16 protein-coding genes are annotated in these 21,256 nt (G+C 64.0%); 2 read left to right on the top strand and 14 right to left on the bottom strand.

All coding sequences use genetic code 11. From position 1 onward, the window contains the following. Positions 1-31: 31 nt before the first annotated feature. The 5 genes from ACYOEI_RS16240 to ACYOEI_RS16220 form a co-directional block, all read right to left on the bottom strand. Complete coding sequence (locus ACYOEI_RS16240) at positions 32-1,222, bottom strand: FG-GAP repeat domain-containing protein (RefSeq protein ID WP_462850573.1); 1,191 nt, start codon at positions 1,220-1,222, stop codon at positions 32-34. A 721-nt stretch (positions 1,223-1,943) separates the two neighbouring features. Continuing rightward, positions 1,944-2,663: a 3-keto-disaccharide hydrolase gene (locus ACYOEI_RS16235; protein WP_462850572.1), complete on the bottom strand. Its 720-nt coding sequence runs from the start codon at positions 2,661-2,663 to the stop codon at positions 1,944-1,946. Between the two features lie 10 nt (positions 2,664-2,673). After that, positions 2,674-5,910, bottom strand: a complete 3,237-nt coding sequence (locus tag ACYOEI_RS16230; RefSeq protein ID WP_462850571.1) for a PQQ-dependent sugar dehydrogenase — start codon at positions 5,908-5,910, stop codon at positions 2,674-2,676. Positions 5,911-6,073: 163 nt separating this feature from the next. Next, positions 6,074-6,334 carry a hypothetical protein gene (locus tag ACYOEI_RS16225; RefSeq protein ID WP_462850570.1) on the bottom strand — a complete coding sequence of 87 codons (261 nt, stop codon included), beginning with the start codon at positions 6,332-6,334 and terminating at the stop codon, positions 6,074-6,076. A 71-nt stretch (positions 6,335-6,405) separates the two neighbouring features. Next, entirely contained in the window at positions 6,406-7,533 is a 1,128-nt protein-coding gene (locus tag ACYOEI_RS16220) for a DUF1559 family PulG-like putative transporter (RefSeq protein ID WP_462850569.1), read from the bottom strand. An 862-nt stretch (positions 7,534-8,395) separates the two neighbouring features. Between ACYOEI_RS16220 and ACYOEI_RS16215 the strand changes: the two genes are divergently transcribed. Further along, a complete protein-coding gene (locus ACYOEI_RS16215) occupies positions 8,396-9,583 on the top strand; it encodes a XylR family transcriptional regulator (protein ID WP_462850568.1) in 1,188 nt (395 codons plus the stop codon). A gap of 21 nt (positions 9,584-9,604) precedes the next feature. Here ACYOEI_RS16215 and ACYOEI_RS16210 read toward each other — a convergent pair whose 3' ends face one another. From ACYOEI_RS16210 to ACYOEI_RS16200, 3 genes are all read right to left on the bottom strand, one after another. Then, positions 9,605-10,396, bottom strand: coding sequence for a rhomboid family intramembrane serine protease (locus tag ACYOEI_RS16210; protein ID WP_462850567.1), 792 nt, complete (start codon positions 10,394-10,396; stop codon positions 9,605-9,607). 12 nt (positions 10,397-10,408) lie between these two features. Next, entirely contained in the window at positions 10,409-11,260 is an 852-nt protein-coding gene (locus ACYOEI_RS16205) for an Ldh family oxidoreductase (protein ID WP_462850566.1), read from the bottom strand. 166 nt (positions 11,261-11,426) lie between these two features. Continuing rightward, the gene (locus ACYOEI_RS16200) at positions 11,427-11,966 is read right to left on the bottom strand and encodes a hypothetical protein (RefSeq protein ID WP_462850565.1); all 540 of its coding nucleotides are present in this window, start codon (positions 11,964-11,966) and stop codon (positions 11,427-11,429) included. A 250-nt stretch (positions 11,967-12,216) separates the two neighbouring features. On the opposite strand from ACYOEI_RS16200, the gene ACYOEI_RS16195 reads away from it, so the two are divergent. Next, on the top strand, positions 12,217-13,602 hold the full coding sequence (locus ACYOEI_RS16195) for an MBL fold metallo-hydrolase RNA specificity domain-containing protein (RefSeq protein WP_462850564.1): 1,386 nt from the start codon (positions 12,217-12,219) through the stop codon (positions 13,600-13,602). 195 nt (positions 13,603-13,797) lie between these two features. Here ACYOEI_RS16195 and trpA read toward each other — a convergent pair whose 3' ends face one another. The 6 genes from trpA to ACYOEI_RS16165 form a co-directional block, all read right to left on the bottom strand. Beyond that, positions 13,798-14,625 (bottom strand): tryptophan synthase subunit alpha, encoded by an 828-nt coding sequence (gene trpA / locus ACYOEI_RS16190; protein ID WP_462850563.1) that lies wholly within the window; start codon positions 14,623-14,625, stop codon positions 13,798-13,800. 307 nt (positions 14,626-14,932) lie between these two features. Further along, on the bottom strand, positions 14,933-16,156 hold the full coding sequence (gene trpB, locus ACYOEI_RS16185) for a tryptophan synthase subunit beta (protein ID WP_462850562.1): 1,224 nt from the start codon (positions 16,154-16,156) through the stop codon (positions 14,933-14,935). A gap of 326 nt (positions 16,157-16,482) precedes the next feature. Beyond that, on the bottom strand, positions 16,483-16,929 hold the full coding sequence (locus tag ACYOEI_RS16180) for a hypothetical protein (protein WP_462850561.1): 447 nt from the start codon (positions 16,927-16,929) through the stop codon (positions 16,483-16,485). Positions 16,930-17,159: 230 nt separating this feature from the next. Next, positions 17,160-18,482 carry a sensor histidine kinase gene (locus ACYOEI_RS16175; RefSeq protein WP_462850560.1) on the bottom strand — a complete coding sequence of 441 codons (1,323 nt, stop codon included), beginning with the start codon at positions 18,480-18,482 and terminating at the stop codon, positions 17,160-17,162. Positions 18,483-18,485: 3 nt separating this feature from the next. Then, the gene (locus tag ACYOEI_RS16170; protein WP_462850559.1) at positions 18,486-20,681 is read right to left on the bottom strand and encodes a response regulator; all 2,196 of its coding nucleotides are present in this window, start codon (positions 20,679-20,681) and stop codon (positions 18,486-18,488) included. Further along, positions 20,678-21,232: a heme NO-binding domain-containing protein gene (locus tag ACYOEI_RS16165; protein ID WP_462850558.1), complete on the bottom strand. Its 555-nt coding sequence runs from the start codon at positions 21,230-21,232 to the stop codon at positions 20,678-20,680. Before ACYOEI_RS16165 ends, ACYOEI_RS16170 begins: the two co-directional genes overlap by 4 nt. Positions 21,233-21,256: the final 24 nt, after the last annotated feature.

Raw genomic sequence — 21,256 nt, 5'->3', positions numbered from 1 at the left:
CTCGCGATGACCCGACTCTCGACGGGATCGATCACCGTTTCGAGGGACAGACGGTGTCGTTCAACCAGATGTCGAGCCTCGGCGGGTCGCAACTGTACGGCTTTCCGACGATGTCGAGATCCCCGTCGCCGTCGAGGTCGGCGACTCGGGACTCGTGGTGATTCTCACCCGTCGACACGAGTGTCTTGAGGAACTGGCCCTGGCCATCTCCATAGAAGATCCACATTCTCGATCGTGGGTTGTCAGGAACCTGGTCAAGTTCGGTCCACTTGGTCATCTCGGCGCAGAAGATGTCGAGGTGGCCGTCCTGGTTGATGTCGGCGAGTTGGAGGCTATGTCCATGGATGACGTCTTCCCCGAGTAGGTCGGATCCGGACCAGAGCCCGTCGGGAGTCTGCTGGAAGAGCTTGAGCCGTCCGATCCCGTCGCCGATGACGAAGACCACCTCCGGAGGGCCGCCTTCGACAACCTGCCCGGCGGCCGCCCGCGAGGCTTTGGAGCCCTGGTCGATGAGGTAGGGCTGATATTCGAATGGACTCTTGCGCTTGAACCAATAGCCTCCGCCGATGATGTCGACTTTCCCGTCTCCGTCGATGTCGGCCTTCGCGAGGCCCTCGCGTCTCGGCATCTTGGCGATCAGGCGAGAGGGCCACGGCGACGGGCGTTTCGGATCCTCGGGAATCTCCGCCAGGTACAGCCCCTCATCCCACTGGACCCAGTAAGCGAGCTCATCCTTCCCGTCTCCGTCGAAGTCGCCGAAGAGCTGGTCGTGGTGCATCGTCCCGCCCTCGCTCTTGATCTCGCGGCGCGTCCAGTCCTTCTTGGGGTCGAAGCTCGGATAGGGATTCTCCCACCAGTAGAGTTTCGACCCCGTGAAATCCTCGCCGAAGACCAGGTCCAGGTCGCCGTCGCCATCGATGTCGTACGAGGCCCCGCCAGCCTCGATCTGCAGTCCGCGATCGATCGGATAGAGGCTCCATCCGTTCCCTTGCCGACGATACCAGACCATACCCGAGTCGGAGCGCCGGCTCGTGATCACGATGTCATTGTGACCGTCCTTGTCGAGATCGACGACCTGGCAGCCCGTCTGCTCGTGCGAGGCGCCCGGGGCGGGGAGGTCGCCCGTCCGGCTCGAGAGATGTGTCCAGGTGGGGTATGCGGCGGGTCCGGCAGGACTGCCCGCCAGGAGCGAAGCCAACAGGGCGAAAACCGTCGAGTGCATCTCCAGACTCCGCAGTCGGGGCGAGACGTCGTGTTGAGGGGATCACAGAAGCCTCGGGATTTCGGCGATCTCCTGACCGGGGGATCGGCTCGTAAGTCGATCTCGAAACGACCGCGATGAATCCTCGCGACGCGGCCGAGAGGCGGGCTACGTAACCGGAACGGCGAGGTGCCACGTTCGGAACACGCCGACCTTCTCCTGGATTTAGGCCGGGGTCGCGAGGCGGGATGTCTTTGCCGACGCTCGCGCACCAGTGGCGACGCGGGGGGAGTGTCGCCAGCCTTGTGTGAATGAGCGAACGCTTCGGTCGCGCAAAAGCGAAATCACCCCACTCGGTTGTGATGTTCGCAAAAGGCTTCGCTTTACGGCAGTAGACCCGAGATTCGCTCTCCCGAGTCCGCGAGACTCGGACGTTGAATTACGCCGTCATGAGACGGTTGTACCAGTCGCGGATGCGAAGCGGAAATCATTTTTCCCTCGCCAGCCCCTTGTTAGGACGGAAGGGAGCGTTGCTTGAAAGGGAGTTGGATTCGACGATTGAAGTGGGTTGGAGACTCGAAACCGGCGATTCAGGCAGGTCGACGAGGATTGGTGCTGGGTGGGTGCTGCTCGAAGGTGAGAAGCGAGGAATTCGTGGAGGCGGGTGTCCGGGACCGGGACTCGGCGCTGCGTGCGTCGGGAGCCCGGCTCCCGAGGAGAAGCCGGGCTCCCAGCACGCGTCTTATTCAAGGGCCTTGAGCTGGAAGTCCTTGAGTTGGACCGTCATCGGCGGTCCTTGGTGGAGCTGGATGGCGAGGATTCCAGTAGTCGCGGCCTTGTCCTTCTGGTTGTCGGTGACCTCGGACATGGTCACGCCATTGACAATGTGTGTCAGATGATTTCTTTTGGCGATAATAATATATTCATTCCAGTCCTCGTTTTTCACCTTCGCCTGGAGTTCGTCCTTGTTCCCGAGGGATGCGACCACCTTCTTCGAGCCGTCGGGAGCGATTTCGACCTTCTCGCCGCGCTGGGCCAGGAAGGTTCGGCCGCGTTCCTCGTAATTCATCCCCGTGTATTTCGGCGAGGAGTCGATGTCGGCCTGATAACCCCCTACGACGTAGAGCGCGTCGTCGATGACTCGGCTCCGGTACTGGACGCCCGAGTTACCCCCGACAATCTTGTAGTGGAACCGGAGTTCGAAGTCCGGGGGAGGAGTGCCCTCCCAGATGAGGAAGGTGTTCTGGGCGAGTAGGTTCGTCGGGGTCGTCTTGCCGGTCAGGGCGCCGTCCTCGACCGACCAGTACGCCTTGTTGCCCCGCCACCCCGACAGGTCTTTCCCGTTAAAGAGGGGGACCTCGCCATCCTTGGGTGCTGCGGTGGCGGCCGGTCGATCGGTGATCGCGAGGGAGAGCACGAGGAGCCCGGCGACGGCACCCCAGGTTCGCGAGAGACGGATCATTGGTACGACCTCATTGTTGTTGATGGTTGCTAGGAACGCGTGCGCTAGGGCTCGACGCCCGATCGTCGAGGCTATCGATCCAACGTCCGACCGCATCGAGGGCGGCCGGATCGACGTACTGACTGCCGAGTGGGGGCATGTTGTACACGTCCTCTCGCCGCCCCATTCGACGGAAGAGCATCGATCGCGTGCGGTCACCCGGTGCGACGACCCGGGAGTTCGGGACTCCCAGGTCCCCCGTCAGCAGCGGCCCCGAAACCATCTTGAGCTCGGCCGTCGGAACTTCAAACCGAGAATCGAAGTCGGACCGGACACCCCCAGGGCGGTGACATTGGGCGCAGTTGACGTCGAGATAGGATCGGACGCGGTGTTCCAGCGGGGCGGAGGAATCCGAGACGTCGACCAGGCGATCGAGCTTGGCGAGCGAATCCTCGGCGACCGGGGTCTCGAAGAGTCCCGCATGGCTCCAGGCACGTATCTGGTTGTCGACGGTCGACGACGCGGGATAGCGGTACGGGCCGTTGAGCTGTCGGGTGTTCACTCCGAGGACGAACCCCGCCTGGGTCGTGTGGCAGATCATGCAGTCTTTCTGGCTCGGATAGGTCCAAGTTCGGGCGTGTCCCGCGTTGGCCGGTCCGGCCGGGATCGGCTCGATTGCCCCGTCGACCATCAGGCTTGCGTCACGCTGGTCGGGCCGCCACTTGTAGGAGACCCCGAATCCCTGGCCGGGCCCGGTGACTACGAGGACCCTCGTCTCCAGCCGTCGGCGCTGCACCGAGACCCCTTGGGGATCGCCGAACTCGAAGTGCTTGACGAGGATGGTCCCTTCCGGGAAGGACCACGGGCCACTCTCGGAGAACGCGATCCGGGCGTCTCCGGGCAGGACGATCCAACGACTCTTATATGCTCCGTCCGACCACAGCGGTGAATTCACGGTGTAAGGGATGACTCCCGGTTGCGGGGTCAGGTCTTCGAGCGAGCGAAAAAGCCCCGTTTGCGAGAGCCATTGGGGCATCTCTTCGGGACGTCGGGCGACGGTCGTCGTCGAGGCGAGCGGCCGCAAAGGGAGCCCATAAGGCTCACCACCTTTGATCTGAAACGTAGCCCGGGTGGTCGCGACCGGACTCTCGGCGCCTTCTGCAAAGAGCCCGGCGACCAGCGTTGTCGAACTCGTGATGGTCACCGGGCCGTTGACGAGGGGCGAGTTCGCGGTCGGTGGAGATCCTCCCAACGTATAGCGGATCTGACCCCGCGTCGTTGGTGTCGCGATCGACACCGAGATGGGGCCGGAGTAAGACCCCCCTTCGGGTTGGATCGTGGGGGCGACGGGCTTGGTCCGATCGAGCCGGAAGAGCTTCTCGGGGGGAATCGTCTGCGGCTCGACCTCGGCGCCGGAGTACCAGAGCTCGAGGTGCGGTCGGCCGTCGCCGTGGGCATGGTCGAGTCGAATCGGGTGGCGGCCCGCGTCGAGGCCGACGGTCCCGCTCGATCGCCTCGGCCCCTTGGTCATGGTGGTTGTTGCCACCTCTGCCGAGGCCACGTAGAGCTTCGAGGCCCCCGAGGAATCGAGGTGGAAGGTGTAGGCACCCGGCCGGTCAACCTCGAGATATCCGCGAAAGCTCAGCCCGAAATCCTTGTCGCGAGTCCGGGCCTTGTCAACGAACTGTGACGATGTCCCTGAGCCGACTCGGGTCTCGTGATCGAATGTCGGCATCGCCGTCCAACGGCCCTCGTGGACTTCACATTCGAGCCCGGCGAGCATCGGAAGCGGGGCCGCCGGCGCATGCCGCTTTGAGAGCCGGAGAGTACCGGGCCGGCTCCGGATCGTCCCCTCGGCGTTCGAGACGACGCACTGGAATTGAGCCCCCTCATCCTCCGTTGTGGCATCATCCAGGGTGTATGTGGATTTGTCGGCACCGGCGATCGTGCGGCCGTCCTTCTGCCATCGAAACTCCAGGGGGCCTGTCCCGTCGGCCTCGACGCGGAACGTCGCCGAGCTTCCGACTACGGCCGCGACATCCTTCGCCTGGGAAATCAACCCTGGGGCAAGCGCCCTCGAGCGGGACTCATATCGGATCTTGTGGAGCGTCCCCGTCCCCGACTTGAACACATTGTCCTTGACCCAGGCGTTCCGATTCAGGCAGTAGAGGCTCCCGTCGGGGCCGACCTGAAGTGCGACGGGCCCCGCCAGACCCGAGGCGAACGGCTGGACGGAGTCCGGACGTTCCGGGTCGAGGACCCGCACCCAGTTCAAGATGAAGTCGGCGAAGAAGTATTTGCCGACATATTGATCGGGAAACTGCCGGTGCGGCGGGTTGTAGAACACCCCCCCGGAGAGCGACTTGATCGCGGCCTCACCGTAAGAGTGGATCGGGGGGTGGTGTCCGGGATGTTTGGTGGGCCCTTCGGTCACGGGCCATCCATAGTTGGCGCCCGCGACCCCTTCATCGATCTCCTCCCAGCGCGAACCACCGACATCATTGATAAAAATCCGTCCCGTCCCCGGCTGGACTGCAAAGCCGAAGGGGTTTCGCAACCCGTAGGCCCAGATCGCGCGATATTTGCCCTTGGCTTCGTGGAAGAACGGGTTGTCCTCGGGGATCGAGCCGTCACGGTTGATCCGCAGGAGCTTGCCGAGATAGGTGTCGAGTCGTTGCGAAGGATCGCCGGCCGTCTGCTCGCCGATGGCGACGTAGAGCTTGCCGTCGCTGCCGAAGTGGAGGCCGCCTCCCTGGTGCCCGGCCGGGACGACCCCACCGAGCTTGGACTGGTCGTCCCCTTCGAGGAGGACGACCTCGCTTTCGGGCACGGCCCGGTCCCCCTTCGCGGTGAAGCGGCTGACCCGGTGATGGGGATACGGCTTCGGCGAGACATAGCAGACGTAGACGAAGGGCGCCGAGGGGAAGGCGGGGTCGAGGGCTACCCCGATCAGGCCGCGTTCCCACTCACTGTCGACCTCGAGGGTCAGGAACGGGTCGGGGAGTAGGGCGTCGTTCTTGACGACCCGCAGGGTGCCGGTCTGTTCGCAGACGAAGACCCGCCCGTCGGCCGCGACGGCCATGCCCGTCGCACCTGTGAAGCCTCGGGCCACGAGCTTTTGCGAGAAGCCATCGGGGAGGTCGAAGGCGCTAACGTCTCTGGGGGCGGCCGCCTCGCCGGCCGAACGTGGCGGTCCGCCGCGGGCCGTGTCGGGGCCGAGTGTAATGGCACCGAGGATCAGGAGGGCGATGGATTGCCGGTGGTTCATCGTAACAATGACGTCCCTCGTTTCCCTGTTTCGCGAGGCCGGAGACGCCCGTCCTCGTGACAACGCCCCTGGGTCTCTTGGGTTCGGCCCTCGGAGGCGACGCTTGGCCCGCCCCGGGGGACGGCGGGAGCCTCCCGCTCGGGGAGGCCGGGCTGTGCCGAGCTCACGCCCGAGGCCTCGGCGTCGGGTATGGAAAGCGCTTCCTCGCCTGCGACGAATTCGGGCTTTTTTTCTTCATGAGATTCGTCTTTGACATGTAGATTTCCATCTGCTTTTTCATGGATGATTTCAGCGCAGGGTCGTCCGACTTCTCCTCCGACACCGATCCCGAGCACCCGGCGACGGCGATCACGCCGGCGATCAGGCCGAGGCGGATTCGGAGGGCGGCCGAGGCGAACGTCCCGGTCTGGTCGAGTCTCAACATCGCGTCAAACCTCCAGCGAGTGGGGGCACGGCCGGCATTGGGACCTGCCGTGCCCCGTCGTTCCCCCGAGCTCAGTAGCTATCGGCGCTGATGACCTCGCCGCCGTTGCGGGTGCCCAAAGCCCACCACGTGAGCCTCGAGACGCTATCCTTGATGAGCTTGACGCTGCCGTCGGCCATCAGCATGTTCGCCCCCCCTGGATGGTTGCTCGAGACCGCGTAGCTGAATGAGCTGTCGATGCCGCAGCCGGCACAATTGAAGCGGCAACCTCCCCCGGGGAAGACCGAGTCGCGGTTCGGGGTCTGGATGATGTTGGTGTAAGTCCAACCGCCGTTGCCGTCGGCCCAGCTAAACCCTCGCATCGTCGACCACGAGGCGCTCGACTGGTTGGCCGCGGCCGTGGCACACCCTTGCAAGGCCGAAAGCACCGCAGCCTGGTTGCTCGATGCGTAGAGGAACTGCGCCGCCTGGCCGTAGAACCCCGAAGGGTCGTCGGAGCCCTGTCCGCCGGTCCCGGGATCCGTGGCGTTCTCGATCACGTCGCCTCGGTAGGCGTCACCTTGCGAGGTGTTGCCCGAATTCTGAGTCGCCCGACCCGTCAACGCCTCGGCGAACGCGATGGTGTTCGAGGTGCCGTCGGTGACGTCCCGGATGCCATACGCCGTGAAAACGGCGAACATTCCCGGAGTGTTGATCGGGCTCTCATACGTCGTCGAGCCGATGCTCGCGTGATAGCTGTTGTTCCTCAGCCGGCCCGCGTTGGCGTCCGAGGGACAGAGGAAGGAATTGATCACGGTGTTATAGACCGTGCTGTTGAATGGCGATCCCGTCACGTTGCCGGCCGAGCCCGGCAGCCAACTGAAGTTCGCGGCGTTGTAGAGCGGCGTCTGGTCGAGGTAGCCCAGGAGGAGCGCCTGGCAACTCCAGCCCGACCATCGACCATAGCCCCACTGGCCGTCGGTATCGCCCGGCCCGAAAAACGGGGCCTTGGAGACGCCCATCGGGAATCGGTCCATCGCCGTATGGTAGTTGTGCATCGCGAGGCCGATCTGCTTCAGATTGTTGACGCACTGCATCCGGCGGGCCGCCTCACGTGCCGCCTGGACGGCGGGGAGCAACAGGGCGATGAGGACCGCGATGATCGCGATCACAACCAGCAGCTCGATGAGCGTGAAACCTCGACGATGGGGCTGATGCATGGAAGACTCCTGAATTAAGAAAAAAAGGACGAGTCCGCTGAATCAGACCGTGGCGCGGCCGACACGGGCCCAGTTCGAGGTTTCTCGAACCGGTCCAGTTCACGAGCGACAGCGACGCCGGCCCTCGAGGCGTGACGAAAACGCCGCATCAAGAGGTCTGGACGACTATGAGTAGGACGATGAGAAAGACAAACGGCTGCATGTGTCGAAGCTACGCCCGGGAGGATCGGGTTTGTCGACGCATCTCGGACGCCCGACCGCCTCCGGCCACCTCGTCGCAGTTCTCGGGGGGGAATTCTGCGTGTTCTTCGACGCGGGGAGCTTCGCAAACGCCCTCAAGGGCGCGGACCCATGGATTTGAGCGACATCGGAAACGATCCTGTCCTCGGGGATTCGGGACGTCGTCCGTTTCCCGAGGGTCGCGGCCGGCCAAATGATCGGATGTTGATGAATCGATTTGCAACGACCCGGACCGAACCGCAGCGGTTCCGCCTCGTAGCTCGTTCTCGATCGCGCAACGACCATGCGAACGCCTCCGACCCGGACGCGCGGCGCCAGTTCAAGGCCCAGACCGAGGTATGAATGCACGAAGGAGGAGATGATCCTTCTCCCACCCAAGACCCATGGGAAGGAAACGAGAGATACCATCTAAGGATTAAGGATAGTTATTCACGCGTGCGAAACCATGTGATTTTGGGTATTTTTGGTTATAACTTTCGGTACGCAGCGAGAAGGCCGCCGTTTTCGAAGCCGAATCGGGTTTCGAGTTGAGTTCAAGTCTTGCGATGATACGTTGGCCGTCGCCGAGCTCGGCGACCCGCAGTCCTGCGATGCTCATCGCGACAGCGAACCAAGAGGGCCCATGGACCCAACCCCCAAGCGACGGCGAACGTCCCCCCCGCACGTTGTCTTAATTATTGAAACCTCAACGGCTTACGGTCGTGCACTCATCGGTGGGGTGTCGCAATACGTGCGCGAGTATGGCCCGTGGACGATCTACCTCGAGCAACGATCGCTCCAGGACCAGGCACCCCCTTGGTTGGATCGCTGGGATGGGGACGGGATCATCTCGAGGGCCTCCACCCCGAAGAGCGCGGCGAAGGTGCTGAAGACCGGAATCCCCACGGTGGACCTGAACGATCAGGTCAGAGACCTTGGGCTCCCGCAGATCCATTCCGATCATGCCGCGATCGCGAGGATGGCCGCGCAGCACCTGATCGAACGCGGTTTTCGGCATTTTGCGTATTTCGGTTTCCCCGTCTTCGAATGGTCGGTCCGGCGTCGCGACGCCTTCGCCGCGTGCGTCGAGGCCGCGGGGCACCAATTCCACGAACGGAAGTCCGTCCCCCGAGTCTCTTGGGGGCACCAGCAAACGTCCTGGGAAGACGAGATCGAAGGGGTCGCGAAATGGGTCAAGGAATTGCCCAAGCCCCTGGGAGTTATGACGGGCAACGACACGCGCGGGATGCAACTGCTCGACGCGTGCCGGAGGGCGGGAGTGGCGGTCCCCGAAGAAGTCGCGGTTGTCGGGGTCGATAACGAGGAGCTCGTCTGCCAGCTCGCCCACCCTCCGCTTTCGAGCGTCATCCCCGATGCCTTCCGCGTCGGGTACGAGGCGGCGGCCCTCCTCGCTCGGCTGATGAACGGCGAGCGAGCCGACGAGATGTTGCGCTGGGTCCTCCCGATCGGCGTCGCGACTCGTCAGTCTTCCGACGTCACCGCGATTTCCGACCCTCGGGTGGCGGACGCCTTGAGCTTTATCCGCGAGCATGCCTGCGAGGGGATTGGCGTCGAGGACGTATTGACACACGTCGACGTCTCGAGGAGCCTCCTCCAACGGACGTTCCGAAAAGTCCTGGGACGGACGATCCACGAGGCGATCGTCGACGTCCGCATCCAGCGGGTCAAACAGCTCCTCTCCGAGACGGAACTGCCCCTGACCGCGATCGCCGAGCGTGCGGGTTTCGCTTACGTCGAGTATTTGAGCACGATCTTCCGCCGAGAAACCGGGCAGACCCCGAGCTCGTATCGTCGAGATCCCGGGCGTTGACGACCCGGCCCTCGCGCTCGCTCAAGGCTCGACGATCCAGCCATCTTGGGCGTCGTGCATCTGCTGGAGGAATCGCGCCCGATCGAAGAAGAGGAATCCGACGAAGATCCCGGTCGCCGCTCCCCCGATGTGGGCGAGGTAGGCGACGCCCCCTTCTTCGCCAAGCCGTCCGACCGAGCCGGCCCCTTGCCAGATCTGGAACAGGATCCAGCCTCCGATGACGAGCACGGCGGGCATCCGCGTCAAGAACTGGAAAACCAGGACGCGTACCTGGTTATGGGGGAACCAGACGAGATAGGCCCCCATGACCCCGGCGATCGCCCCCGAGGCACCCAAGGTCGGGATCAGGGAGTCGGGGCTCGCCGCAATCTGCGCGAGCGTCCCCATGAGCCCGCAGGCGAGATAGACGAGGAGGTAGCGGAACGTCCCGAGGACTTCCTCGACGTTATCGCCGAAGATCCACAAGAACAGCATGTTGCCGGCGAGGTGCAGCGGGCTGCTGTGGAGGAACATCGCGGTGAAGAGGGTGAGCCAGATCGGTCGAGGTCCCGGCCCTTGATCGAGATTCGCCTGCCCGACCTCCGTCTGCAAGGGGAGGTTCCTCGGGTTCTCGTCTCCCGGCATCGGCAGCGGCAGGGGTTCCTGGAGGTCGACGTTGCGGGTGATTTCGAAAGGAGTCGCCGCGAACGCCGAGGTGAACTCCGCCCCGTGGTCGAGTTGGAACAGGAACATCACGACGTTGAGCGCGATCAGCGCGTAGGTCGCGAACGGGACGATCCGGGTCTTCTCCAGGTCGCCGAGGGGAAGGACCATGGTGTTGGTTCCTTACGGCGTGCCGGCGGTCCGTCGAGGGCCGGCGTGGGGTTGGGGACGCTCGACTCCGAGACGCTTGGCCCACCCGTCGAGCTTCTTCCAGGCGGCGGCGGTGAGCGCGATTCCGGCCTCTCGGGCCTCACGACGGTGGGCGTCCCAGGGTTCGGGCAAGAGTCTCCCGAGCCCCGTGGCACCGACCCGCCCCTGGAAGGAGTCTAGTGGCTCGAGGGCATGGATCCCGATGGCCGCAACGAGCCATCCCCCTTCGGGGACGAGTGCCGAAGCCCAAGGGAGGATCAGGTCGGTCGGGATTGGCTTCGAGGCCGGCCGAGTCCCCGACTTGGGCCGCTCGGGCGACTCCTCCGACCCGAGGCCGCTGCCGAAGACGATCGGAAGGCCCTCGTCCGTTGGCAAGGCCATCGCCCAGGACGCCTCGCTGCCCATCAGAATTCCTGCCGACGGGCCGACGGCCATCTCGGCGGCGAGGTTGGCGACCGGTCCGATCGGCCCGACCCCGGTGACGCGGACCAGGCCGATCCCCACGTCCCTCGCCTTCTCGGTCGCGAGCTGGCCCGCACGGGAGAGGATGAGCGGAGGCAGGCCGTTCTGCCCGTCGAAGACCGCCGTGCCGGCCGTCTCTCCGACGACCGTGCCTTCGGCGGAGGGGTCGACTTCCCGGTCGACGATCCGACCGAGCAGGTCCGGTAGGGTCGCGATCCCGAAGGCCGGGGTCGCGGCCGCGTCGAACCACAGCAGGTGGGTGGCCAACGCGGAGGCGCGTGCGGACGCGACACCGACCTGGACGGCCAATGCCGAGGCGAACCGACGCAAGTCGTCGAGCCGATAACGCCGAGAGACCGCCACTCGTCCCGGCCCCCTGGCCTGTGGGAGATCGTCGGCGGCACGCCCGCCCGACCTCGTCTTCCCGCCCCACTCTAATCGAGGGCATGCCTCGCTGCAAAGCCTGGCGAGGAGACGAGGTTGAATCGAGCGGCGCGTGCGTCTGCCGGAGTCGTTTGCGCCGGCTTGATTAAGCGACTAAACCGCGGAAATGCGGTCCTTGAGGTGGGTCGTGCTCGTGACGTTCCCACTCGCGACGGACCCGCGAGAGCCCGAAGGCACAGAGCTCGAACTCGTCGCTCAGCCGGCGGAGAATGGGCCCCTGATCTCCGTCGAGCGTGCTCGCGAGGTAATACGACCGTTTTCCTTGAGCCTGGAAGCTGATCAGGTGGTCGGGCGAACCCGACTCCTGGAGACGATTCAGGGCCTCGGGGTACACGCCGGTCCAGAACAACGTGAAGTCGCCGACGTGTCGGTGACACTCCAGGCGTCGACCCGCGTCGTGGGTCGACTCGGCTTCGGTGACCATGGCCGTCACCTCGGTCAGTCGCCGGCCTTCGCCGTCGCGAAGTTTCCAAATCGACTGGCTCGGGACGAATCGGGCCAATAACCCCGCGACATAACCGACGAGCCGAGGATCGCCGATCCCCAACTCCGACATGAAAGTCGACTCGGTCATGCCTCGGAAAAGTCGATGCAGCGGATGGGATTCCGGAATTTCTCGCGTCATCACAGGGCGCTCCTCACCCAGTTCGGACACGGACGGACGTCGCCAGGACTCTGGCGGTCCGGAGAGGTATTGCAAATATTACGCCGGATTCAGGAATTGTTCAACGGGACTTCACGCAAGTCAGCCTTGGGCCTTGAAGCCCGAGTACCTTCGTGTCATCATGAGAATACCGGCGAATTGGGTGAGACTCTTCGACGCTTATTTGATCTTTCAGGATCGGATTCGGCGGCGTTGTCGGGAGGATGATCGTTTGCGCATCACGTTTCATGGGGCGGCCCGGCAAGTAACCGGTACGGCCCATCTCTTGGAGATTGGGCAGCACAAGATCTTACTCGACTGCGGGTTGTTCGACTCGAACCGGATCGATCCCGAGAGCCCCAATCGCCAATTAACCTTCGATCCTCGCGGCCTCGACGCGGTGATCGTCTCGCATGCGCACAACGACCACATCGGTCGCCTCCCCTGCCTGGTCCGCGCCGGTTATAAGGGGCCGATCTACACGACGAAGCCGACCGCCGACATCGTGAGCGTCATGCTCCGCGACAGCGCGAGGATTCAGCGTGAGGACCTCCGGAACGCCAACCTCAAGACCCCCTTGGCCGAGCCGATCGAACCCCTGTTCGAGCTCGCCGACGTCGAGTGGGTCGTCGAACAGCTCCAGCGACTGCCCTACGAGACGCCCACCGAAATCGTCCCGGGGGTAAACCTGACCTACCTCGACGCCGGGCACATCCTCGGTTCGGCGATCATCCAACTCGACTACGAGGAGGACTCGAAACGCCGAAGGTTCGTCTTCACCGGCGACCTGGGCCGTCGGAACATGGGGCTGCTCCCCGACCCGACCATCATCCAGGATATCGACATCCTCGTCTCCGAGAGCACCTATGGCAACCGCGAGCTCGAACCGTACGACAAGCTGATCAAGCAGTTGCACGCCATCGTCGCCCGAGCGACCCGGTTGCAGAGCAAGGTCGTCATCCCCGCGTTCAGCCTCGGTCGGACGCAACGGATGATCTACTGCCTCCAGGAGCTGTTCACCGTCCACAAGGTGCGCCCGATCCCGATCTACGTCGACAGCCCCCTCGCCATGAGGCTGACCGACATCCATCGCGATCATCCCGAGTCTTATACCCTCGCCGCTCGGAAATTGATGGACAAAGATCCGATGTACTTCGGGTCGAAGTATGTCGAATTTTGCGCGACATGGGACGACTCGAGGCGGCTCAACTACCTCACCGGCCCGATGATCATCATCGCGTCGTCGGGGATGTGCGAGGCCGGTCGGATCCGACACCACCTCAGGCACGTGGTCGACAACCCCGACAACGCGATCGTCATCGTGAGCTACCAGGCCGAAGGCACGCTCGGCCGGAAGCTCACCGAAGGGGTGGAGCGGATCCAGATCATGGATCAGTGGCACGACCTGAACGCGGCCGTCTACGTCCTGGATGGCTTTTCGGGACATGCCGACCGGAACGACCTCGCCTGGTGGTACGAACAGACCGGCGGCGGGATCGAACGCGCATTCCTGGTCCACGGCGAACCCGAAAGTCTCGACGCCCTCGCCCCGGTGCTCCAGCCCTACGTCAAGAGTCCCGTCGAGATCCCCGAGCGGCACGCGAGCTACGAAGTTTGAGGGACGACCCCGAGACGTGGCCCTTCAGAAGTGACCGAGACCGGTTCGCCTCACCGTGCGAAATCAGTCTTGAAGATATGTGCCCAAGTGCCACGAGTTCCGTCACCGAGCTCCGTGGCACCTTCGGCCCGGCCACCCGGCTGTGACAAACCTCGAGGATCACCTCAACGGTGATCGCGCGCTCGCGATCTCCAATTATCCCTCGACAGTCAAGGCGGCGGCCAGGCTGGCGACGAATTGCCCGATCTCTTTGACGGCCTTATCGCGGGGGAGGGCTTCGGTCTCCGCGAGGCGCTTGACGAGGGCACTCCCCACGATCAACCCGTCTGCCACGGGGGCGAGCTCGCGGATGTGCTCGGGCGAGCTGATGCCGAACCCGATGCAAATCGGCAGGTCGGTCTGCGACCGGAGCCAGGCGACGTTATCCACAAGGTCGGGGGGCAAGCTGCGACGCTCGCCGGTGATCCCAGCCACCGAGACGTAATAGACGAAGCCGGTCGTCGATTGCGTGATCTGGACGGCGCGGGCCCGAGGAGTGGTGGGCGTAACGAGCTGGATCAGGCGAAGGTCGAAGGCCGTGGCCTTGCGGCAGAGGCTCACCGACTCCTCGACGGGGAGGTCCGGGACGATGAGGCCGTCAATCCCGGCCGTCACGGCCTCGCGGAGATAGCGATCGACCCCTTGGCGATGAATAATCGCATAAGAGACCATCGTCACGAGCGGGGCTGCGGCGAGGGCGCTGTTCGACGTCTCGGCACGAAGCGTCCGGATCGTCTGGAGGATGTGCGAAAGACGGATTCCTCGCTCCAACGCCCGATGGTAACTCGCCGAGATCACCGGGCCGTCCGCGATCGGGTCGGAGTACGGGATCCCCACCTCGACCATGTGCGCCCCGCGCGCGACCATCTCCGAGATCAAGGCCGCCGTCGTCGACAGGTCCGGATCCCCCGCCGTAATAAACGGCATCAAGGCCCGGCGACCCTCCGACTTGAGACGAGCAAACAGCGAGTCAATGCGATTCATGGGGGACCCGAGAGAGTAGACAGTAGACAGTAGACAGTAGTGGAGAAGAGAACAGTAGACAGGAGGCCGTCGTAGGCAGGTAGGAGTAGGGAGTAAACAGTACCGGTAATCGAGGAGAGTCCAGAGTGTGGAGTTGCCCTACTCCACCACGAACTTCAGGACCCGAGATCGCCTGAGGCTAGGCTTGAACGGGCCTCCGCCGCATCGCAATCAACATCTCCCTACGGAATTCTCCTCGCTGCCGTTTCCCTACCGCTTACCGTCTACCGTTTACCGTCTACTCCCGACCGACCTGCCTACTCCGAAATCAAATGGGCTCCCCCCGAAGGCGGGCCACTTCATAGGCGTCCTTGTCGCCCCGTCCGGAGAGGCAGACGACGACGACCTTGCCGGCTCCTAGGCGAGGGGCCTCTTTCAGGGCCTGGGCGACGGCGTGGCTCGACTCGAGGGCGGGGAGAATGCCTTCCTGTCGGGCGAGGGTCTGGTAGGCGGCGAGGGCTTCGGAGTCGGTGATGCTCTCGTAGCGGACCCGTCCTGCGTCCTTCCAGTAACTATGTTCGGGGCCGACGCCGGGGTAGTCGAGGCCGGCGGAGATGGAATGGACGTCCATCGTCTGGCCGTCCTCGTCCTGGAGCACGTAGCTGAGGCTGCCGTGGAGGACGCCCGGCTGGCCCTGGGTGAGGCTCGACGCATGTTCGCCGGGCGTGGGACCTCGGCCGCCGGCCTCGGCGCCGATGAGCTCGATTTCGGCGTCCTCGATCAACGGATAGAAGATTCCTGCGGCGTTCGACCCGCCGCCGACGCACGCCACGACCGCATCCGGCAGTCGCCCGAGCCGCTCAAGCGACTGTCGGCGGGTCTCTCGTCCGATCACCGCCTGGAAGTCGCGGACGATCATCGGAAATGGGTGCGGGCCGACGACGCTGCCGATCGTGTAATGGGTCTGCCGCGACGAGCCCATCCAGTCCCGCATCGCCTCATTCGTCGCGTCGCGGAGGGTGCGCGAGCCGTCGGTCACGGGGACGACCGATGCGCCCAGGGTCCTCATGTTGAAGACATTCAGCTTCTGGCGCCGGATGTCCTCTTCTCCCATGTACACGGTGCATTCGAGCCCGGTCAGGGCACAGGCCGTGGCCGTCGCGACGCCGTGCTGCCCCGCCCCGGTCTCGGCGATGACTCGCGTCTTCCCCATTCGCTTGGCGATCAGGACCTGGCCCAGGGCGTTGTTGATCTTGTGGGCGCCCGTATGGTTCAGGTCTTCCCGCTTCAGGTAGATCGCCGCCCCTCCGACCAGGCGGCTCAGTCGCTCGGCGTGGAAGAGAGGAGAGGGGCGGCCCACATAGTTGGTCAGGTAGTCATTCAATTGGGCCTGGAACTCGGGGTCGGCTTTCGCCCGCTCGTATTCCTCGGCCAGTTGGTTGAGGGCGTCCATCAACGTTTCCGGGACATACCGGCCGCCGAACGACCCGTATCGACCGAAAGCATCAGGGTATTGTTCGGTCGTGCGGACCGGTCCAGTTGTGGCGGGCATGGCGGAAACTTCCTCAACGGGCGAGACCCCAGGTCGGGCGGTAGGATCATTCTCCCGACCCCTTGGCCCCGCGGTCAAGAGGACTGAACGTGATCGGTCGACCTAGTTCGCGGAAAACGAGGATTAGTCCAAGTTATTTGAGATATCTCGAGTTTTTGATGGAATCCGGTCCCGATCGGCGAGCGCGAGGTGAGAAATCGCCGAGCCCGATCGCGGAACAGCGAAGGAGGGCGTCAGTCTTGAGCGACCAGGAGGCTTCACCGAGACGTGCGTCCCAACGCGCAAGACCGGGATCGGCATCGACCCCGTTCTCACCGAACGAGGGCTCAATGGGTGTGTTGGGGCTCGAGCGTGAAAGTCTCATCGGGTTCGGGGCCGCCGACATAGAAGTCGAAGAATTGCTGACCCGCGAAGTAGTCGGCCATCGCCTTGCGGACGGAACGGAGCTGGTCGAGGAACTGGCAGTACTGGTGGACCAACCGGCGTCGGCGATCGTCGGGCATCTGGAGGATGTCGGCGTAGAACCGCCGACCGAGCTCGGGGTCGTAGAAGCTCCAGAGCCGCTTGATCCTCACGCCGGTCTCTTCGTCCTCGTAGTCGAGCATCCGGGCGTACTGCCTCGCCTTCATCTTCTTGGCGAAGGCGATCAGCTCGGCGTCGGTGTCGAATCCGCCATGGCGGTCGATCCAGCCGACGATCTGCTCGGTGCTCAACCTCGGGCCCTTGTCCTCGCAGAGCTCTTTCAAACTGGCCACGATCTCGGCGGGTCCCATGCGTTCGATCTCCCGAAATCGATCCTTGCCGGCTCAACGCATTCGCGACGGCCAATCTTGGCCTCGCGCTCGCCCAAAACACGCGATTAATTCTAACTTGCCTGTCCACCCGTGTCGATGCACCGGCGTTCAAGCATCCAAATTTTCAGGGTGAATATCCGTCCGCATCCCTTGTCGGCGCGACCCGCACGATCGTCAGTCGGTGGGATGTCGACCGCTCGGCCCCTTGATCATTCGTCGCCGAGGTTCAGCGCCCTCGGGAGAGTGACGATGAATTCGGCGAATTCCCCTTCCTCAGACTCCACTCGGATTTCGCCCTGGTGGCCTTGGACGACGATGTCGTAGCTGATGGAGAGGCCAAGTCCGGTCCCGACGCCCGAGGGCTTGGTGGTGAAGAACGGGTTGAAGATCTTGTCGCGGATCGCCTCGGGGATGCCCTGGCCGTTGTCGCGGATTCGCACTTCGGCGTGGGATCCCAAGTCTCGCGTCTGCACGCGGACCGTCGGCTCGACGTCGCACGGGCGCGACTTGTGAGCCTCGAACGCGGCGAAACAGGCGTTGTGAACAACGTTGAGGAAAACCCGGCTCAGGTCTTGGGGAATCACGGTGACGCGGCCGATCGCCGGGTCGTAGGCCGTCTCGACGGCGACGTTGAACGTTGGATCGAGGCCGCGGAGCGAGTGGTAGGCGAGGTTGACCGATTGCGCCACGAGGGCATTGAGGTCGTACTCCTGCCGTTCCCCCGTCCGCCCTCGCGCATGCATGAGCATGCCGCGGACGATCGCGTCGGCGCGTTTGCCGTGCTCGTCGATCTTCTCCGCGCATTCCTGGAGGCTGTCGAGCAACCCTTCGACCTCGTCGGGCTTCACTCGATCGGGGGATTCCTTGCCCGGGTCAAGTTGCTCGCGGAGCTCGCCCACGAGGTCGACCACGACCTGGGCGAAGTTCGTGACGAAGTTGAGTGGGTTTTTGATCTCGTGGGCGATGCCCGCGGTGAGCGTGCCGAGCGACGCCAGCTTCTCGTGGATCACGAGCTGGTCTTGCGTGGAGCGGAGTTGTTCGAGGGCACGCTCGAGCTCCTCGGTCTTCCGCCGTTCTCGGTCGCGGAGCCGCTTCTTCTCGAGGCAGGCGCCCATGCGGGCTCGAAGCAGGATCCGGTCCCAGGGTTTGGGCAGGTAGTCTTCCGCCCCTTGCTCGATGCAACGGACGACCGCCTGAATCTCGTCCAGACCGGAGATCATGATGACCGGGATCTCGCGAAGCCGAGGGTCCCCTTTCATCCGTTCCAGGACCTCGTGGCCATTCATCTCGGGCATCATCAAGTCGAGGAGCATGATGTCGAATGGCGTGGCCTCGAGCATCCTCAACGCCTCGCGTCCGTCGCCCGCGGTGGTGACTCGGTGGCCGAGGCTCGCCACGTGCCTGGCGAGCATGTAGCGGTTGACGCTATTGTCGTCGACGACCAGCACTTTGCCGGGCTCGCTGCGGATTCCCGGGGAATCGGAGGATTCCTCCGGAGGAATCCCGGCGGAAGAGGACGCGTCGTCGGTCATTGCTTATTTCCCCGCGTCCTCGAGGGCGGCGCAGACCATCTCGTATTGCCGCTCGGCCATGGCCAGGATCCTGTCGACGTCCTCGAAGGAACCGGCCTTCCCCCGTTTCTCGAGCTCGGCGCAATGCGAGGCGAGGAAATGGGCGCCGAGGCTGGCCGCCGCGCCCTTGAGGCTGTGGGCCGATGCGACGAGCTTCGACGCATCGGCCCTCGATAGGGCCTCGCGCATCGATTGGAAGAGCGGCGGGGTCTCGGACCGAAAGAGCTCGAGGAGCTCGACGACGACCTCGACACCTCCCATTTGCAGCAGGAGGTCGATGGCCTCGGGGGCGACCGCCGGTGCCGAGTCCTCCTTCGAGGGAGGATCGACGGGATGCAGCCCTCTCTGCTCGCGAACCCAGTCCCCGCATCGCTCGAGGGCGGCTTGCAATTCCTTGACCTGGACCGGCTTGCTGAGATAGTCGTCCATACCGGCGACTCGGCACGCCTCACGGTCCTCCATCATCGCGTTGGCGGTCAGCGCGACGATGCGAGGTCGCTTGGCGCCGGCCACCGAGGCGACGATCCGCCTCGAGGTTTCGAGGCCGTCCATCTCGGGCATTTGCACGTCCATCAAGATGACGTCATAATCTCGCCTCGTGAGTGCGTCGAGGACTTCGCGACCGTTGCCGGCGACATCCGTCCCATATCCCATCCGGCCGAGCATGGTGAGCATCAGCTTCTGGTTGATGAGGATGTCCTCGGCCAGGAGGATCCTGAGCGGATTGCGCTGGCCGAGGCTCGCGTCGAACATCGGGGAGGAGGTCTGGGCCCGATGCTCGACTCGCTGTCCGACGAGGATCCCGATCAAGGTGTTGTACAGGTGCGATTGCTTGACGGGCTTGGTCAAGTAGGCCGAGAACCGGACGCTTTCGGGGGGCCGGTGACCGATCGAGCTCAGGGCGATCAGCGGTGGAGTGTTCGGGCCCTGGATCGACTGGAGGGCATTCGCAAGCTCGAACCCGTCCATGCCCGGCATCTGGATGTCGATGATCGCGACGTCGAAGGCGGTTCCGAGTGGGAAAAGCCCGAGGGTCTCCGGCCCACTGGCCGCTTCTTGGGTGAGCATTCCCCACGACTGCGCCTGGAGCCGAAGGATCTTCCGATTGGTTGCATTGTCGTCGACGATCAAAAGACGCTTGCCGAACAGTTGCGGCTGCGGGGCATGCAAAGAGACGCGGAGAGGCGTGGGGGATACCTCGACCATGATCGTGAAGTGGAACGTCGACCCCTTCCCGGGCTCGCTTTCCACCCACATCCGCCCGCCCATTCGCTCGCTCAACTGCTTGCAGATGACCAGGCCCAGACCGGTCCCACCGTAGCGCCTCGTGGTCGAGGCGTCGACCTGGCTGAACGAGTGAAACAGCCGGTTCATGCGGTCGGCGGGGATCCCGATGCCCGTGTCCCGGACCGAAATGTGAAGCTCATGTCGGACGGGACGGGGACTGGCGGGGTTGGGGTGTTTTTCCCGAGTCAGCTCCCCCGGAGGGACGATCGGCGAGCTTGCCACCGAGACCAACACCTCACCGACCTCGGTGAATTTCACCGCGTTGCTGACGAGGTTGAGCAAGATCTGACGCACCCGAGTCACGTCGCCGATCCAGGTGATCGGTGTCTTCGGGTCGATCAGGTACGCGAGCTCGAGCCCCTTGGTGTTCGCCTGCTCGGCGAGGAGGTCGATCGCCGCTTCGACACAATCGCGAAGGTCGAACGGTTGATGCTCGAACTCGAGCTGCCCGGCCTCGATCTTGGAAAAGTCGAGGATATCGTTGATGATCCCGAGCAGGGCCTCACCGCTCCCGCGAATGACCTGGACGAACTCGCGTTGCTCCGCATTCAGCGTGGTGTCGAGCAAGAGCGCCGACATGCCGATCACGGCGTTCATCGGCGTCCGCAGCTCGTGGCTCATGTTGGCGACGAAGGCGCTCTTCAACCGATTCGACTCGAGCGCCTCGTCACGCGCGACGGCCAATTCCTCGGCGCGGCGCTCGAGCGTGGCCGTCAGTTCCCGCGCCCGGCGCTCGAGCGCCTCGTTCCAGTCGGTGAGCTTCTGGTTGGCCTCGAATAGCTCGAGGCTCTTTTGCTCCAGGAGGGCCTCCGCCTGGGCCCGGGCTTTTTTCTCGCGCTCGAGTCGGCGAGTCAGGATCTCCAGGTCGCTCACGCCGCGCTCCGCTTGGTGAGGAGGAAGCGGGCGCGGGTTTCGTCCGGGGACCCTTCGAGGTCCTCTCGCTCGATCGTGATCGCTTCCTTGTAGTGTTCGACGCAGCCCTGGATGAGCCCTTCGGCCAGTTCGGCGAACGGACGTTGTGAGCGGTATGTCATCACGAGTCGGTCGGGGTCGAGCGGCTCGCATTCGAAGCCGGGCAGTTCGGCGTCAGGGTAAAGCTTGCGTACCTCGACGTGGATGATGCCGTCGATCCGTTCCAAGAACGCAAACGCGGAAGGGACGTCGACGAAGAAGGCCGGATAGAGCGTAACGAACCGCTGGAACAAGTGCCGGCCGAAGGCGCGCACGAGGTCGGCGACGGGGATCTGGGTCTGTTCGTGCAGCTTGCCGACGAGGGTCAGGATCTCGTGATGGTCATAGGTCGCGACGCTCGTATAGGCCCCCCCGGAGGGCAGCCCGGATTCCTCGATGATGCGGTCGGTGACGTCCATGCCGAACACCTCTTCGACCATCTCGAGGAATTCTCGGAAGACGATCCCCTTCATGGCAGCGAGCTCCGCGATTTCGAA

The organism is Singulisphaera rosea (assembly GCF_054877945.1).
This window is presented reverse-complemented; position numbering and strand designations above follow the sequence as displayed.

Excerpts from the sequence above, each read along its gene's own strand:
- ACYOEI_RS16215 (WP_462850568.1), top strand. The coding sequence starts at position 8,396 with ATGGACCCAACCCCCAAGCGACGGCGAACGTCCCCCCCGCACGTTGTC.
- ACYOEI_RS16235 (WP_462850572.1), bottom strand. The coding sequence starts at position 2,663 with ATGATCCGTCTCTCGCGAACCTGGGGTGCCGTCGCCGGGCTCCTCGTG.
- ACYOEI_RS16230 (WP_462850571.1), bottom strand. The coding sequence starts at position 5,910 with ATGAACCACCGGCAATCCATCGCCCTCCTGATCCTCGGTGCCATTACA.
- ACYOEI_RS16240 (WP_462850573.1), bottom strand. The coding sequence starts at position 1,222 with ATGCACTCGACGGTTTTCGCCCTGTTGGCTTCGCTCCTGGCGGGCAGT.
- ACYOEI_RS16165 (WP_462850558.1), bottom strand. The coding sequence starts at position 21,232 with ATGAAGGGGATCGTCTTCCGAGAATTCCTCGAGATGGTCGAAGAGGTG.
- ACYOEI_RS16210 (WP_462850567.1), bottom strand. The coding sequence starts at position 10,396 with ATGGTCCTTCCCCTCGGCGACCTGGAGAAGACCCGGATCGTCCCGTTC.
- ACYOEI_RS16220 (WP_462850569.1), bottom strand. The coding sequence starts at position 7,533 with ATGCATCAGCCCCATCGTCGAGGTTTCACGCTCATCGAGCTGCTGGTT.
- ACYOEI_RS16225 (WP_462850570.1), bottom strand. The coding sequence starts at position 6,334 with ATGTTGAGACTCGACCAGACCGGGACGTTCGCCTCGGCCGCCCTCCGA.
- trpA (WP_462850563.1), bottom strand. The coding sequence starts at position 14,625 with ATGAATCGCATTGACTCGCTGTTTGCTCGTCTCAAGTCGGAGGGTCGC.
- ACYOEI_RS16200 (WP_462850565.1), bottom strand. The coding sequence starts at position 11,966 with ATGACGCGAGAAATTCCGGAATCCCATCCGCTGCATCGACTTTTCCGA.
- ACYOEI_RS16180 (WP_462850561.1), bottom strand. The coding sequence starts at position 16,929 with ATGGGACCCGCCGAGATCGTGGCCAGTTTGAAAGAGCTCTGCGAGGAC.
- trpB (WP_462850562.1), bottom strand. The coding sequence starts at position 16,156 with ATGCCCGCCACAACTGGACCGGTCCGCACGACCGAACAATACCCTGAT.
- ACYOEI_RS16175 (WP_462850560.1), bottom strand. The coding sequence starts at position 18,482 with ATGACCGACGACGCGTCCTCTTCCGCCGGGATTCCTCCGGAGGAATCC.